Below are 14,471 nucleotides of genomic sequence, written 5' to 3'. Positions count from 1 at the left end.
TAAATAAAAGGTAAAAAATGTTGATACCATTATCATGTATTCTTTGTCTTTATAGAACCTTTTTCCCTACCTTTCCTTTTCCAAAACCCATGATATGAAAAAACTATTAACAGTACTGCTGGTAAGTACTACAGCACTTGCGCAGCAGCCCCTGCCTACAATAGGCAATATCGAAGTTTACGAACCCGGTTTTACCCAACTTGTAGACCCCAACACTAAAATAGAAGTACTTGCTACGGGCTTCATTTGGAGCGAAGGCCCCGTATGGGTTAACAATGGCGGCTACCTGCTGTTTAGCGATGCTCCCCAAAACACTATTTTCCGGTGGGATGAAAAGGGTGGGCTTAAGCCATTCCTTAAGCCTTCGGGCTATACAGGGGCGGGCCACTACAGCGACGAACCGGGCAGTAATGGACTGATAATTAACAACAATGGCGAACTCGTAGCCTGCGAACACGGCGACCGCCGCATAAGTAAAATGAATTTAGCCGCAGGAGGTAAGGTTACCTTAGCCGACAACTGGGACGGCAAGCGCCTTAACAGCCCTAACGACATTTGCCAGCACAGCAACGGCACCTACTATTTTAGCGACCCTATATATGGCCTGCCCGGCCGGGAGAAAGACACCGAAAACCGGCAGCAAAAAGCTGAAGGCGTGTACAGCATTAGCCCTGATGGCACTGTTCGGCAGGTTGTTGCGAACCTGGTTCGTCCTAATGGGGTAGCGCTATCGCCGGATGAAAAAACGCTGTATGTAAGCCAGAGTAATGGTGGCACGCCTTACATAACGGCCTACCCGGTTAAGAAGGACGGCCTGCTGGGCGAAGGCAGGATATTTTTTGATTTTAGTAAACAGCGCGACGAAATTAAGCAGGGCGCTGCTGACGGCATTAAGATAGATGCTGCCGGAAATATGTATGCGGGCGCGGCTAACGGTGTTGTGGTTATATCGCCCAAAGGAGTGGCGTTAGGCAGGATAGCAACAAGCGTGCCCACCAGTAACTGCGCCTTTGGCGGCAGCTACCTGTATATCACCGCGCATCATTATGTGTGCCGGGTAAAGCTAAAATAAAAAAACTTCCAAATTTTTGTATAAGCGCAATGAGCCATTTGTAGGAATGGGCTAAAAAACTTTACATTTTAGCACCGTTAACAGCACCTTACTTTCAATTGAGCATAACTGCAATCGGCCACTTTTAAAAAAAATACCATTATGCAGAAAATTATTTAATATGCAGGTAGGGTATTTTAATAGTTTCCTGTTATTATATTATACGTAGCTAGCAATATTTGACTACATATTGAAAAAGAAACGTGTCAATTAATTTTTCTCCTTGCCGGTATTGTCTTTTGTATAATACCGGCTTTTTCATGGCTTGAATGCAGCCGCAAATCAACTTGTGGTACAGTTATATATTTCAAGGTTTTTTTCCAAAAATGAAGCCCCGCAGTTTTTAAGGCGGGGCTTCTCTTTTTTGGCTCTAGCCATTAATTTCGATTTGTTGCTCCATAAACTGAATAATAATGCATTTAATGCGCTAGAACATATTATACATGCAATTTACGGCATTATTGTTTCGTTATTTACCAAAAAGCTTTTCTTTCCAGGTTTTAGGTTTTTTAATATCCGGGCCATAACCATAGCCGTAGCCATAACCATAGCCGTAACCATAACCGTAACCGTAGCCATAACCTGCATTACCTCCGGTATCGTTAAGCAGCATTGCCATATTTGGCAGCTTTTTTTCCTGATAGAGGCCTTGAGGAATCGCAAGCATACGCTTATCCAGATAATTTGCCCTTATCACATAGACAAAACAGTCAGCATATTGGGCAAGCACCTGGGTATCGCTTACCAGGCTTACTGGCGCAGTATCTACCACTATATAATCATATTCGTTTTTAAGCCTGTCAAACATTTCGCCTACTTTCTTATTCATAAGCATCTCGGCAGGGTTTGGTGGAATTATTCCGGGGGGTAGCACATAAAACTGTTCAAAACCATCCTGTTTCACAATAAAGCTTTCAAGGTCGCCATCTTTTGCCGAAAGATAATTAGTAAGCCCTTTGCTTGGTGTGTCTATATATTCATCAAGCTTCGGATTACGTATATCCATGGCAAGTAATAGTGTCTTTTTTCCGGTTAGCGCTATTGTAGCGGCAAGATTAACCGATATAAATGTTTTACCTTCCTTAGGTATAGTTGATGTTACAAAAATAGTTTTCGCTCTTGCGCTCTCTATATTAGTAAACATAAATTCAAGGTTCGTCCTTATAATTCTTAGAGATTCTGCTGTACTTGAGCGGCTGTGCTGGCTTATTAGCTCCTTATTAAACTCGGTTTTAGGTACATCTCCTAAAAAGGGTACAGATATAGGCTCAAGATCTCTACGCCCTCTTACTTTTGTATCAAGTAGATTTAAGACATAAAGTACTGAAAACGGAATAAACAAGCCCAGTAAAAATGACGCAAAGTAAATAACATTTCTCTTTGGCGAAACAGGAATAGGATTTGCGTAAGCCTCGTCAATAACTTTAACGTTAGGGGCAGTAACAGCTAGTGTGATGGCATTTTCTTCCCTCTTTTGCAGAAGGTACAAATATAATTGCTCTTTTACATTTTGCTGTCGGTCTATTTCTCTATACTCGCGCTCCTGCTGGGGTAAACGCCCTATTTTTCCATTAAAAATATTTTCTTGCCTTTGTAAATCGCTTTGTGCTATCTCGACTCTCTTCAGAACATTTTCAAGGCTTTCCATTATACTTTCCCGCATACCTACAATCTGCGCCTTTAACTGCTCTACTTTCGGATTAATTTCTGTAACATTTGTACTAAGTAACCTGTTTCTACCAAGTACTAAAGAATTGTATTGTTCTATGAGACTTGAAGCATCACTATCGGGAACAATATTGGTAGGAATTACTTTGTCATATTCAGGATTAGACTTCATGTAGTCAATCATAGACTTAATAATGCGAAGTTTAGTTTCGTTCTGAGTAGTGCTTGTACCGTAAGCACTGGCATTATTAAGCATTAACTGTGTATCAGATACAATGTCGGTAAAGTTATTTTTCCTTTTAAACTGTTCTACTATGTCTTCTACACTTCCTAATTCCTGAGTTATAGAATCTAGTCTTTGATTAATAAATACATCTGTTTTTGCTGCAACTATGTTCTTATCATTTATAACATCCTGATTATAATTTGCTATAAGAGTATTTATATAATCAACACCTTTTTCCCTCTCGGGCAGTATAACACTTAATTTTAATACGCTACTTGCTTTTTGGTTAACCAAATTTACAGAAAGCCTTGCCATAAACTCTGAAACCACGGCGTTCTTATTAACTAAACTTACAGTAACAACACTATTCTCAAAATAAAGTTTGTTAGCCGCATTAAGGTTAGATGTAATAATCATGTCGCCAAACTTGTTTTTAATTTTTGAACCAAAAACAAACTGTCCTACTTTATGTTCATTAGCATCCCTGAGTTCAAATTTATTATTCTCAAGAATCTTTACTGAAAAAACTGTGTCTTTTTTCGAAAAATCCTCTACCTTATTATAAAAATTTACCTTTATTGGCGATCCTTTATAAATTTCTATGTCACGTACGCTCCCTTTAATAAAATATTTGGTTGTCAATGATAAATCATCGATAGTCTTCCCGATAAGAGACCGTGCCTTTAGTACTTCTATTTCGTTATCTACATTAGTTTTAACTTTACCTAAAAGACCTAAATCATTAAATGCTGACAATTCAGAGCCAATATCACCTTTTTTATCATCCTTTATAAGTATCGTTGCCGAAACACTATACTTAGGTACCGAATAGCGAAGATAAATAAATGAAAGAACCAAACACAATGTGATACTGATTAGAAACCACTTCCAATTGTATAAATATCTGTTAAAAACATCTCTGAAATCAGGACTTTTAGCTTTCTCTACAGCTAAAATTTCACTATTATTTACATTTTCTTGCATAATGTCTATCGGGTTAAAAGAGCTATTGTAGTAAGCAGAAGCGACAAGGCAGAAATAATAACCGTTGTATTAGGCCCTACTGCAGATGCATTTATCTTAACCTTATTTTGCTTTACGTATAAAACATCGTTTTGCTGTAAATAATAATAAGGAGAATCCACTAATCCCTCAGAGGTAAGGTCAATTGTATGATACGTTTTAACACCCTCTATTTCCCTTATTAAAACCACATTTTCCCTAAGCCCATAAATAGTTAAATCTCCTGCGCTTGCAAGAGCCTCAGGTATAGTAATACGTTCTGTTTGTAAAGGCACAATACCCGGGCGGGCTACCTCGCCAAACACACTTATTTTATAATTTATAATTCTGATATTTAAAATAGGATCTTCAATGTATTTACCTATTTTATCTTTAAGTAAAGCCATTACTTCTTCTTTTGTAGAACCTCCTACTTTTATAGACCCAATCACAGGAAAGGATATAAAACCATTTCTATCAACTAAATAAGTTTGATATCGGCTTTGTGTACTTGCTAAATCCATTACACCTATATTAGAATTCGTAACCGAATACACATGGAGATTAAACGGATCTGCAGCTTCTGAACTGTTATAATCTTTAGACGATACTATTATGAGCAACAAATCATCGGGTTTGATTTGTGTTTCAAAATTAACTCCATTTGCATTGCGCTCAGCCTGCTCCTTCGCACCCTGAAGGTAATGAATTTTTTTACTAGAAACGCAAGAACTTAAAGATAACGCTATTAAAAGCAATAAACTTATTTTTTTTACCATTGTTAATTTTTTAAAAAGTGATAAGTCACTTTTGTCCGTGCTTTTTAAATTTATAAGCCATGATTGCTGGGCAAATATAATTTTTTTAATTTTAATAAAATATTATGAAAGTCAAAAATAATTGCCAATTCTCTATTGCTGATTGTCTAAAGACTCAAAAACAGAATTAGCACTTATAAATTCAGGAACAATTTCCTTCATCTTCTTAACTATCTGCAATAAATTGTTAGTAAGCAACACTTCTTTCAATTCATGTAGTTCATGAGTTAGTTTTTCATGATCCCTTGCCTCTTCTGTGCTTATCATAATACTTTTATTATGGGTAGGCATTATTTTTCCGGTGTCAGAAACCAGTTCTTCATACAACTTTTCGCCGGGGCGCAGGCCTATGTACCTTATCTGTATATCTTCCTCGGGCCTAAGGCCGGCCATTTGTATCATTTTATACACCAGGTCGATAATTTTTACCTGCTTACCCATATCAAAAACATATATTTCGCCGCCTTTACCCATAGCGCCGGCTTCAAGCACCAGCTGGCACGCTTCCTTAATGGTCATAAAAAAACGGGTAATATCCGGGTGGGTTACCGTTACCGGCCCTCCCTCGCTTATTTGCTTTTTAAACACCGGTACTACAGAGCCACTGCTGCCCAGCACATTGCCAAAACGGGTTATTAAGTACTTTGTACTGGCTACACCTCCATTTTCGGTACTAAGCCGGTTATGAAGGGCAGTTATGTATTTTTCGGCCAGCAGCTTGCTTGCACCCATAACGTTGCCTGGTTTTACGGCCTTATCTGTGCTTATCATTACAAAGGTATTTACAGCGTGCTTTTCGGCAAGGTCTGCCACTTTACAGGCTCCAAAAACATTTACCAGTATGGCCTGGGCGGGGCTTTTTTCCATCATTTGTACATGCTTATAAGCTGCCGCGTGGTATACTACTTCGGGCTTATGGCGCATAAAAATATCGTTAAGTGCATTGTCATCAGTAATGCTGGCCAGTTCAGTATAAAAAACCGCATTAGGTGCTATAGCCTGCAATTCAAGCGACAGCAGGTAAAGCGGCGTTTCAGCATGGTCTAAAAGGATGATTGCAGCGGGGCTAAAGTTAATAACCTGCCGCGCTATCTCGCTGCCTATAGAACCGGCCGCACCGGTAATAAGGATAGTTTTTTTGCTAAGCTGAGAAAATATAGATGTTTTATCCAGCAGTATGGGCTTCCTGTGGAGCAACTCTTCAAGCTGGTAATCTTCATGCCTCATTATTCTTTAATTTTTGGAGATTTAAACACCAGGATTTTAACTACATTACATCATCTACCAGTTTTAATATTTTATCAAACAGGCCTTCAATGGTAAGGTCTGTATTTTCAATATCTATAGCATCGGGCGCTTTTTGCAGCGGCGAATCTTTACGGTTAGCATCTATATAATCGCGCTCTTCTATATTTCTAAGTACATCTTCATAAGTTACTTCACGGCCTTCGGCTTTAAGCTCGGCTGTACGCCTTTCGGCACGGGCTTTTGCACCGGCATTCATAAACAGCTTTAATTCCGCGTCCGGAAAAACCACCGTGCCTATATCACGACCATCCATAACTACGCCTTTATCACGGCCCATAAAGCGCTGCTGTTCTACCAGCTTTTCGCGCACTTCGGGTACTGCCGCCACCCTGCTTACCACGTTGCTTACCTCCATAGAACGAATTTTTCCCTCTACATTTATACCGTTAAGATATACCTCGCTATGGGCTAAGGCAGGGTTGTATATAAATTTAAGGGTTATGTCGGGCAGATGGGAAACAAGGCCTTCGTGGTCAAAATCAGTTGCGGTAATAAGTCCGTTTTCAAGGGCATATAGTGCTACTGCTCTGTACATGGCACCGGTATCTACATAAATATAATTTAAGTGGCGGGCCAGTTTTTTAGCAATAGTGCTTTTCCCGGTAGACGAAAAACCGTCTATCGCAATGGTAATTTTTTTATTCAAAACTATATACTCTTTTGCGTTTGTACAAATCTAAGCAATCTCTTTAAAATACCGCTTTATGGTTGCTGAAATCCTGTACATTTCATCCGCTGCCATAGCTGTGCCTGAGGGAAGGCATACCCCCCTGTTAAAAAGGCTTTCGGATACATTTCCGCCATAATAAGCCGCCTCTTTAAACACCGGCTGCGTGTGCATGGGTTTCCAGAGCGGCCGGGCCTCAATATTTTCGGCTGCTAATGCATTTATAAGCCCGTAAACATTGGCGTTACTATCGTCAAGAACAATTGTGGTAAGCCAGTAATTAGACTTTACATTAGCAGTATACTCATTAAAAACACTAACGCCGGGTATAGCTGTAAACAACTCTTTATAAAAATTATTTATCTCACGTTTTTTACTTACCCGTTTATCCAGCACTTCAAGCTGCCCCCTGCCTATGCCAGCGCATATATTACTCATCCGGTAGTTATAGCCTATGCGGCTGTGCTCATAGTGAGGGGCTTTGTCCCGTGCCTGCGTAGCCAGGAACACAGCTTCCTGCTTAAGCTTTGCGTTTTTTACAGCAAGTGCGCCTCCACCCGATGTAGTAATTATTTTATTACCGTTAAAAGACAATACGCTAATGTCGCCCAGTGTACCACATGGCTGCCCCTTGTAGCTGCTCCCTAACGCCTCTGCGGCATCTTCAATCACGGGTATATTATATTTATCGCTTACTGCTTTAATTGCATCATGTTTATACGGCATGCCATACAGGTGTACTGCAATAATGGCCTTTGGCTTTTTGCCCCGGGCGATACACGTTTTAATAGCCGCTTCAAGCGCATCAGGGCAAATATTCCAGCTATCAGGCTCACTATCTACAAACACGGGCGTAGCACCGCAATACACAATGGGGTTAGCAGATGCCGAGAATGTAAAGCTCTGGCACAATACCTCGTCTCCCCTGCCTACGCCAAGCAGTAGCAGCCCCAGGTGCAGGGCAGCAGTACCGGATGATAGTACCGCTACATGCACGCCATTACCCAGGTATTTTTCAAGGCCTTGTTCAAAGGCATCTACATTAGGGCCCAGCGGCGCTATCCAGTTATCGCCAAAAGCCTCGTGAATGTACATCTCCTCAGTACCGCCCATATGTGGTGGCGAGAGCCATATTTTTGAGTTGGACATACTAACTACTTTTAACGGTACACAACCGGCTATTGGAAATAATCTTCTGTAGGCAGTTTACCCAGAAGGGTATATGCTATAATTTTTATGTCAAGCCAAAGATTGGCATGTTCCTGGTAGGCGCGGTTAATACGCACCTTATCCGGAAAAATAACATTGTCATTAAGATGTGCAGGGTCTTTAGCCAAAGCTAAAAGAGCTTCCTCATTTGCATACTTTAGGCTTGCAGGGCCGGTAAGGCCGGGGCGCATCATCAACAGTTTCCTGTTATCGCCCTGCAGGAGGTCATAATACCCCGGTACATCCGGGCGCGGTCCCACAAAACTCATACTGCCCGCAAGTATATTAAAAAGCTGCGGTAGCTCGTCAATCTTCCAGCGCCGCATAAACCTGCCCAGTTGCGAAACATATTTGCCCCGCGCGGTATCTTTCATGGTGCGGAGCTTATAAATGGTAAACTTTTTGCCAAACCTGCCTATGCGCCGCTGCATAAAAAGGCCTGTCTGCCCTGTATCTATACTTGTTATTATAAAAAACAGCAGCATGAGCCAGCCGGTTAAAATAATTCCGGCTAATGCTAAAACAAAGTCAAACATTCTTTTAGCCATCGGATTTTAAGTTACCAGGGCCAGTTAATATGCTTTATCCTCCCCTTTAAATATGTTCCACACGGTAAGGTATACAATTTTTATGTCAAGAAAAAAGCTCCAGTTTTCCAGGTACCATATATCATACGACACCCTGTTTTTTATATCCTGTTCGGTTTCTATTTCTCCCCTATAGCCGTTTACCTGCGCCCAGCCGGTAATACCTGGTTTAATAAGCTGCCTTACAAGGTAGTTGTTTATTATTTCCTGGTATTGGGCGTTTTGTATGGTCATGTGCGGGCGTGGCCCTACAATGCTCATATCGCCTTTAAGTACATTCCAGAATTGCGGAAATTCATCGAGGCTGGTTTTACGCAAGATACGGCCAATGGGTGTGACGCGTGAGTCGCCTTTAGAGGCCATCTTAGCGTCTGATTCCTTATTAACATACATGCTCCTGAACTTAAGGCACCAAAATTCCTTACGGTCGCGGCCCAGCCTTTTTTGCTTAAACAATACAGGGCCCTTAGAACCTGTTTTAATAAGGAGTGCAATGAGCGGAACCAGCCAGCTACAAATAAAAACCAGTACCAAAAGGCTAAATACGATATCAAAAGTACGTTTTGTAAATTTGTTATGGGTTTCTTCCAATGGCTCCTTACGCAATGATACCGTGGGTATGTTGCCAAACTGCTTAAACTCGTAGCGGTTATAAAACTGGAAGTGAAAATCGGGTATAATACGTATCCTGATACCTGCTTTATCTACCAGGTTAGTTACCTGTTCTATTTCAGATATTGTAATTCCCGGTGTTGCGACTATTACCTCATTAACACGGTTGTGGTTAATAAAATTGCCTACATCGCACATTTTTCCCAGGTAAGGCCCCAGCTCTTCATCGTCTATCTGGTCGTCAAAATACCCTATTACATCATAACCTAAATGAGGATTATTAACAATAAGCTCTTTAAATTGTGTGGCTGCGCCACCACAGCCTAATATAATAACATGCCTGAGGTTATACCCCTGCTTCCTTAAAAACAGTACAAAACGGTTTATGATATATTTCTCTGTACTAAAGCATACCACAAGTAAAACTGTATAGATAAGTACAAAATTAGTAGGTAGAAACGTGTTCGAAAAGTAAGAAACGACTACTACAGTAAGTGCCAGGATAACTATACCCTTAAGCGTTTTATAAATTTCGAGAGAAAAGCCAGGCTTTATCCTGTGATCTCCGTATAGCTTATTAGAAGTGCCGCTAAAAAGCCACACAAACAACAACATTACGAGCAGGAAAAACTTTGCCTTAAAGCTTGATGTAAACGCATCCGGCTGCACTATATATATACTTAATATATAAGTAAATGCCACTACTGAAAGATCAGCTATCAGCCGGACCAGCGAAATCTTATTTAGGTATTGTTTCATATCCGTGTATTGATATCAAATTTTTTAAAAATTGGGTGAGGTTAAAAAAAATCAGTATTTCAATACTTAAATTAAGAGGTATAGTTATTCATTTCTTAAAGATAATTGTGTTTGGTGTTTTTATACTAACGACAAAGGTTAAAATTTTTAAAATAATATCACAGTAATTTTAAATTTTATAACAATAATTTTATGATAAGCCGGCCATTTTAGCAAGGTCTGCCTCAAACTGCTCAAGTATTGCCTTTTTGCTCAGGTATTTTTCGGCGTAAGCACGCGCATTTAAACGGTATTGTGTAAGGTCAGAATTTATTGCGGTATCTATAGCGCCCGCAAGCGACTCCGCATTTTCCGGCTCACACAGTATCCCCATCTGGTGCTGGTGGATAACCGTATAAAGAGATGTGCCGGGTTCTGCCGTAACTATAGAACATCCGCCTGCCGAAAGTATTCCGGTAAGCTTGCTGGGCATTACCAGGTCTGCCGCCGATTTTTTTTGCAGTACTAAATGTACATCCGCAGTAGCCAGCAACGCCGATAGCTTATCATAAGGTTGTAACGGGTAAAATTTTACCTGGGTAAGCCCGGCATCAGCAGCCATTTGTACAAGCTTTTCTTTAGCCCCGCCAGATCCCACTATTATAAAATATATGTCTTTGCGGTCCTTATAAGTAATTGCCGTATCTATAATGCTTTCAAGCCCCTGTTTTTCGCCCAGGTTACCACTGTATAGAATAACCTTATCATCCATACCTATACCAAACTCACCTCGTAACGATGCTTCTTTAGGCAATGGGCGTATGCTTTTTTCGTCTACCCAGTTAGGAAACATAATACGCTGCTTTTCGGTTATGCCTTTAGCGGCTATCTTTTGCTCCATCCCCAGGCTGATGGTAGATACACACTTGCTGTTTTTGAGGATAAAGCGCTCAAGCCCAAACATAATATTAAGGAATGTCTTATTATTTATCATTCCCAGTTCTTTAGCTGCGTCTACCTGCAGGTCCTGCACGTGGCTTACCATAGGCATGCCCCTTAGTTTTGATAATATAAGCGGAAGGAAGCCCAGGTGAAATGGCGGTGCTGCGCAAAATATAGCATCAAATTTTTTTGAGAACAAAAACCTGAACCAGTAAGGCAATACACCAAGCACAAATGAAAACTCGTGTATAATACGTTTTTTAGAGTTAACCTCTTTAGGCACATATAAAGGCACACGGTGCACTTTGGCACCATCTATATCTTCGGTAAACCATTTTTTGCCTTTATATTTTTCGTGTACTTCCCATTCCGGGTAGTAGGGTACGGCAGTAACTACATGTACATCATGCCCCCTTTTTGCAAACCAGCTGCCCATTTCGCCGGTATACTTGCCTATGCCGGTAAGTTCCGGGCTGTAATTAATGCCGAAGATCAAAATTCTCATAACCGACTTGTTTATATAAAAAATCAAATATTACTATACCGGCCACCCCACCTAAAAAGTTAAGAAAAATATCATCTATGTCAAATATTCCCATACTAAAAATAAATTGAAGGCATTCTATGGTAAATGTGCTACAAAGTACAATAAAAAGTATTTGCTTGTTTGAGAACCGACGCCCAAAGATAATGCACAGCGCGGCAGGAAATGGCAAAAAAGCAGCTATGTTGCCCAATACTTCTGTAATGACGGTCATAAACTGGTGAGGGTGCCTGAATTCCGGCATCCGCCAAACCTTTTCTAAAAAAGCAAAATTTATTTTATCCCTAAAGTTATGCTGGCCCCGTCTTCTCCTTGCAAAAAAAGTGAGGTATATTAAAATCATAAAGTAAAGTAAAGACCCCACAGTAAAAAAATACTTTATAAAAGACTTCAGCATATATACTACATACAAATTTTGTACCCCACACCAAGTTATTGTATATCAAGCTGGTAATTATCCTTTATAAACTTTTTCATTTTATCAGTATCATTACCGCATGCTTTTTTTATTTCATATACTTTAGCATCAACAAGCGTGCGGTACCACCAGCCCTGCATAAAATGCCACAAAAAGCCTTCTTTACCCTCTGTAAACCCAAATTTAAAAATGTATCTATACACAAAGTATATAAATGACCGCCAAAATAGTTTCATTTTAGCATATTTGAGTTTTTTCTCCCTCTTATATTTTGCGTCAGCTGTTACCTCATAATGAACAGCATTTTCAGACTTTTGTATAAGTCCATACTCTACATCAAGTAAATCTACCGCTTCGCGTATAGAATAACCATTATGCTTTTGTATCCACCAGCCAAGAGGATTAAGGTTATGGTCTACAAAGTAGTTATCATACATTATGCTGGTGCCTTTATTGAGCACTATATGCTCATCCATCCAGCGCTCTTCGCAAAAGCCATGTTTATACCTAAACAGGCGTAACATGTTCATACGCAGCATTCCCTTGTTCATGATCTTATCAAGAAAATACATTTTGCGTTCAAATATAATTCCCGAAACATCTGCGGGAATGGATGAAAATTTTAAATGTATTTCATCTATCAGCGCGTCTGTAAGGTATTCGTCCGCATCAAGCCTAAAAACCCATCCGTTAGATATGGGCAGGTTAGTAAGCCCATGATTAAACTGTTTGGCATAGTTATTTTCCCATTTATTCTGGATTACCTTAGCCCCCATAGACTGTGCGATTTCTATCGTCCTGTCATTCGAAAAAGAGTCTACAAGAAAAATTTCATTTGAAAAACGCTGCGCATTTTTTATGCAGCGCTCTATATGCTTTTCTTCGTTATAGGTAAGTATTATAGTTGTAATATTAAGCATTTACTCTTCTTTATAATGTGTATGTTATTGCGTTTGCTTTGCCTTAATAAGGTCTTTTTTTGCCACAAAATAAGGCAGATATTTATTTAATAATATGATAATAACATATTCGCAGGCCATGGTAATTATCAGATTTAGCGTGAAGCCTAAAACACCGTCTATATGGAGTAGTTTTTTTAGTACTACCGAAAATACATTGATAAGCACCTGATGGGTGCATAATATTATAAGTGAATTTTCGCCAAAAAAATTAATTATATTAACTTTACCTATGCGCTTGCAAATTATGTAAATAACGGAAATGCCCAAAATAGCTCTTAGTACTATAAGCCCGTAATTACCCTGATACTCATTTAGCATTACTTGTATTTGCAGGTCAAATCCATTTACCATTAGTACATATAGTATACTTAATATTGCCAGCAATGGATAGTCTAATTTATTTTTATGCACTACATAAGGATTTTTTCTAACAAAATCGCCTAAAAAGAAGAATATAACCATACTTAGGGCAGAATCTAAAAAGTAAGGTAAATTTAAACTATAATAGTTTAATAAATAACCCGCAAAAGACAACAACGCGCAAAGTATAAATTTTACCGTAACATTTTTAATTTTTGAAACGAAATAATATATTATATAAAGATTGAACATACATACAAGAAACCAAATAGCTCCTGCATAATTAAAATGCTCGCGGCCATTAAAAAGGTCGGCCATATTGCTCCAGTGAAATTTATCTACTAAACCTTTATCGCCTAGCCCTACTATATCAGAGCCAAAAAAACCAAAAAAATAGTTTGCAAAATAAAAGAATAGTAAGGGTATTATAAGGCGGTTAACCTTGTGCAGTAAAAAATCTGAAAAAGACTTTTTACTTGAAAAAAACATTCCGGATGTAAAAAAAAACAGTGGCATAAAGTAAGGCGTAACATACGTCCTGATGCTACCCATTGAAGAATGGAAATAGGTAAGGTGAAACATTACAACCAAAATAATATTAACCCCTTTAAGCAGGTCAATATTATCAATTCTGCGTGGAGTATTTACCGCCTGTAACATATATACCTATTTAATTTATAATTTAACATTCCTTAGTTTTTGGACCAACAATTTTTCTATCCTTAACATAAACAGCCGGGTTACCGCCTACTACTGTCCAGGGAGTTACATTTTTAAACACCGCTCCCCTTGCGCCCACCACCGCACCATCTCCTATGGTTACGCCAGGCCCTATAAAGGCATCTGCGGCTACCCATGCACGTTCGCCAATTACTATCGGCTTTAATACTAATGCATGATTAGGGTCGGTAAAATCGTGTGTAGAAGCGCACAAGTATACTTTTTGAGAAATGGTTGCGTTATTTTTAATAGTAATCTTACCCTGATTGTAACAATCTACTTTAGGGCCCAGGCAGGCATAGTCGCCCATTTCCAGGTTCCAGGGCGCCCATATTTTTACATTGGCGTTTACCATACTGGTCCAGCTGATGTTTGCTCCAAAACATTTAAGCACAAATACACGCCACTTTTTAAAAATACGCAGGCTAAAAGGACGAAACAATATTAAAGATGCAAAGCCCCACAAAACCCTAGAAATTTTATTTTTAAGCGAAAATTTATGCCTCGAATCTTTCATATTCAAAACATCTACATCACTGTTATATGCTGAATTATTTTCCATTGCTATTTTGTTTTACT

The 14,471-nt window shown here is 39.3% G+C and carries 13 protein-coding genes; 1 reads left to right on the top strand and 12 read right to left on the bottom strand.

Annotation, left to right across the window (positions count from 1 at the left end):
- The first annotated feature begins 94 nt into the window (after nt 1-94).
- A complete protein-coding gene (locus ACLI09_RS11060; protein WP_411419682.1) occupies nt 95-1,072 on the top strand; it encodes an SMP-30/gluconolactonase/LRE family protein in 978 nt (325 codons plus the stop codon).
- 508 nt (nt 1,073-1,580) lie between these two features.
- Here the strand turns inward: ACLI09_RS11060 and ACLI09_RS11055 are convergent.
- From ACLI09_RS11055 to ACLI09_RS11000, 12 genes are all read right to left on the bottom strand, one after another.
- Nucleotides 1,581-3,989, bottom strand: a complete 2,409-nt coding sequence (locus ACLI09_RS11055; RefSeq protein ID WP_411419681.1) for a GumC family protein — start codon at nt 3,987-3,989, stop codon at nt 1,581-1,583.
- 5 nt (nt 3,990-3,994) lie between these two features.
- Nucleotides 3,995-4,786 (bottom strand): polysaccharide biosynthesis/export family protein, encoded by a 792-nt coding sequence (locus ACLI09_RS11050; protein ID WP_411419680.1) that lies wholly within the window; start codon nt 4,784-4,786, stop codon nt 3,995-3,997.
- A 132-nt stretch (nt 4,787-4,918) separates the two neighbouring features.
- Entirely contained in the window at nt 4,919-6,052 is a 1,134-nt protein-coding gene (locus ACLI09_RS11045; RefSeq protein WP_411419679.1) for a UDP-N-acetylglucosamine 4,6-dehydratase family protein, read from the bottom strand.
- A gap of 40 nt (nt 6,053-6,092) precedes the next feature.
- On the bottom strand, nt 6,093-6,779 hold the full coding sequence (gene cmk, locus ACLI09_RS11040) for a (d)CMP kinase (RefSeq protein ID WP_411419678.1): 687 nt from the start codon (nt 6,777-6,779) through the stop codon (nt 6,093-6,095).
- Between the two features lie 30 nt (nt 6,780-6,809).
- Nucleotides 6,810-7,949, bottom strand: a complete 1,140-nt coding sequence (locus ACLI09_RS11035; RefSeq protein ID WP_411419677.1) for a DegT/DnrJ/EryC1/StrS family aminotransferase — start codon at nt 7,947-7,949, stop codon at nt 6,810-6,812.
- Between the two features lie 29 nt (nt 7,950-7,978).
- Nucleotides 7,979-8,557, bottom strand: coding sequence for a sugar transferase (locus ACLI09_RS11030; RefSeq protein ID WP_411419676.1), 579 nt, complete (start codon nt 8,555-8,557; stop codon nt 7,979-7,981).
- A 24-nt stretch (nt 8,558-8,581) separates the two neighbouring features.
- The gene (locus ACLI09_RS11025) at nt 8,582-9,967 is read right to left on the bottom strand and encodes an undecaprenyl-phosphate glucose phosphotransferase (RefSeq protein WP_411419675.1); all 1,386 of its coding nucleotides are present in this window, start codon (nt 9,965-9,967) and stop codon (nt 8,582-8,584) included.
- Nucleotides 9,968-10,157: 190 nt separating this feature from the next.
- Nucleotides 10,158-11,393, bottom strand: a complete 1,236-nt coding sequence (locus tag ACLI09_RS11020) for a WcaI family glycosyltransferase (protein ID WP_411419674.1) — start codon at nt 11,391-11,393, stop codon at nt 10,158-10,160.
- Entirely contained in the window at nt 11,368-11,775 is a 408-nt protein-coding gene (locus ACLI09_RS11015; protein ID WP_411419673.1) for a VanZ family protein, read from the bottom strand. Before ACLI09_RS11015 ends, ACLI09_RS11020 begins: the two co-directional genes overlap by 26 nt.
- An 89-nt stretch (nt 11,776-11,864) precedes the next feature.
- Nucleotides 11,865-12,770 carry a glycosyltransferase family 2 protein gene (locus ACLI09_RS11010; protein ID WP_411419672.1) on the bottom strand — a complete coding sequence of 302 codons (906 nt, stop codon included), beginning with the start codon at nt 12,768-12,770 and terminating at the stop codon, nt 11,865-11,867.
- A gap of 24 nt (nt 12,771-12,794) precedes the next feature.
- The gene (locus ACLI09_RS11005) at nt 12,795-13,832 is read right to left on the bottom strand and encodes an acyltransferase family protein (protein WP_411419671.1); all 1,038 of its coding nucleotides are present in this window, start codon (nt 13,830-13,832) and stop codon (nt 12,795-12,797) included.
- A gap of 22 nt (nt 13,833-13,854) precedes the next feature.
- On the bottom strand, nt 13,855-14,454 hold the full coding sequence (locus ACLI09_RS11000; RefSeq protein WP_411419670.1) for a putative colanic acid biosynthesis acetyltransferase: 600 nt from the start codon (nt 14,452-14,454) through the stop codon (nt 13,855-13,857).
- Nucleotides 14,455-14,471: the final 17 nt, after the last annotated feature.

Source organism: Flavobacterium sp. RHBU_24, assembly GCF_046613695.1.
Classification (GTDB): domain Bacteria; phylum Bacteroidota; class Bacteroidia; order Flavobacteriales; family Flavobacteriaceae; genus Flavobacterium.
This window is presented reverse-complemented; position numbering and strand designations above follow the sequence as displayed.